This window comes from Bhargavaea beijingensis (genome assembly GCF_900101985.1).
In the GTDB taxonomy this organism is placed as follows: domain Bacteria; phylum Bacillota; class Bacilli; order Bacillales_A; family Planococcaceae; genus Bhargavaea; species Bhargavaea beijingensis.
Window position 1 is genome coordinate 1 of the sequence record NZ_FNAR01000042.1, and the last position, 1,196, is coordinate 1,196.

At 54.0% G+C, this 1,196-nt stretch carries 11 tRNA genes; all 11 read left to right on the top strand.

The annotated features are described in order from the left end of the window. Positions 1-76, top strand: a tRNA-Thr gene (locus BLT01_RS14940). A 5-nt stretch (positions 77-81) separates the two neighbouring features. Continuing rightward, a tRNA-Lys gene (locus BLT01_RS14945) sits at positions 82-157 on the top strand. A 22-nt stretch (positions 158-179) separates the two neighbouring features. Further along, positions 180-267 (top strand) — tRNA-Leu (locus BLT01_RS14950). Between the two features lie 31 nt (positions 268-298). Continuing rightward, a tRNA-Gly gene (locus BLT01_RS14955) sits at positions 299-373 on the top strand. Between the two features lie 9 nt (positions 374-382). Beyond that, positions 383-471, top strand: a tRNA-Leu gene (locus tag BLT01_RS14960). 16 nt (positions 472-487) lie between these two features. After that, positions 488-564, top strand: a tRNA-Arg gene (locus BLT01_RS14965). 10 nt (positions 565-574) lie between these two features. After that, positions 575-651, top strand: a tRNA-Pro gene (locus tag BLT01_RS14970). A 6-nt stretch (positions 652-657) separates the two neighbouring features. Then, positions 658-733: transfer RNA gene (locus BLT01_RS14975), tRNA-Ala, on the top strand. Between the two features lie 13 nt (positions 734-746). Next, positions 747-820, top strand: a tRNA-Met gene (locus BLT01_RS14980). A 7-nt stretch (positions 821-827) separates the two neighbouring features. Next, positions 828-904 (top strand) — tRNA-Ile (locus tag BLT01_RS14985). Between the two features lie 15 nt (positions 905-919). Beyond that, a tRNA-Ser gene (locus BLT01_RS14990) sits at positions 920-1,012 on the top strand. Positions 1,013-1,196 lie beyond the last annotated feature (184 nt).

Sequence of the window (1,196 nt, forward strand, 5' to 3'; positions counted from 1 at the left end):
GCCGGCCTAGCTCAATTGGTAGAGCAACTGACTTGTAATCAGTAGGTTGGGGGTTCAAGTCCTCTGGCCGGCACCACTTTTGAGCCATTAGCTCAGTTGGTAGAGCATCTGACTTTTAATCAGAGGGTCGCAGGTTCGAGCCCTGCATGGCTCACCACCCTTTATCTATACCACATCATGCGGGTGTGGCGGAATGGCAGACGCGCTAGATTCAGGTTCTAGTGTCCTTTACCGGACGTGGGGGTTCAAGTCCCTTCACCCGCACCATTTTTTTAAGATTATAAAACCACTTATTCATGCGGAAGTAGTTCAGTGGTAGAATACCACCTTGCCAAGGTGGGGGTCGCGGGTTCGAATCCCGTCTTCCGCTCCATTTATTTCCGCCGGGGTGGCGGAATTGGCAGACGCACAGGACTTAAAATCCTGCGGTAGGTGACTACCGTACCGGTTCGAGACCGGTCCTCGGCACCAAATGAATTTTATGAATGCGCCCGTAGCTCAATTGGATAGAGCGTCTGACTACGGATCAGAAGGTTATGGGTTCGACTCCTGTCGGGCGCGCCATTATTATCATCGGGAAATAGCTCAGCTTGGTAGAGCACTTGGTTTGGGACCAAGGGGTCGCAGGTTCGAATCCTGTTTTCCCGACCATCTTACGGGGCCTTAGCTCAGCTGGGAGAGCGCCTGCTTTGCACGCAGGAGGTCAGCGGTTCGATCCCGCTAGGCTCCACCATTTATATTATTCCGGCGGTGTAGCTCAGCTGGCTAGAGCGTACGGTTCATACCCGTAAGGTCGGGGGTTCGATCCCCTCCACCGCCATTGCAAAGGACCTTTAGCTCAGTTGGTTAGAGCAGACGGCTCATAACCGTCCGGTCGCAGGTTCGAGTCCTGCAAGGTCCACCATTCATTGGTTCAAACGGAGGAATACCCAAGTCTGGCTGAAGGGGTCGGTCTTGAAAACCGAGAGGCGGGTAACACCGCGCGGGGGTTCGAATCCCTCTTCCTCCGCCATCTTTTGTGCCTCTTCAGTCAAGGGCAGCTCTGAACCGGTGAAGCAAACAAGTTACACTGGCAGCAACGCAGTTGCGTAAGGTGTCAACGCATCAAGCGCGCAGAAATACCAGTGAGCAATCTATATGATTATCGCGGAGTGGAGCAGTGGCAGCTCGTCGGGCTCATAACCCGAAGGTCGCAG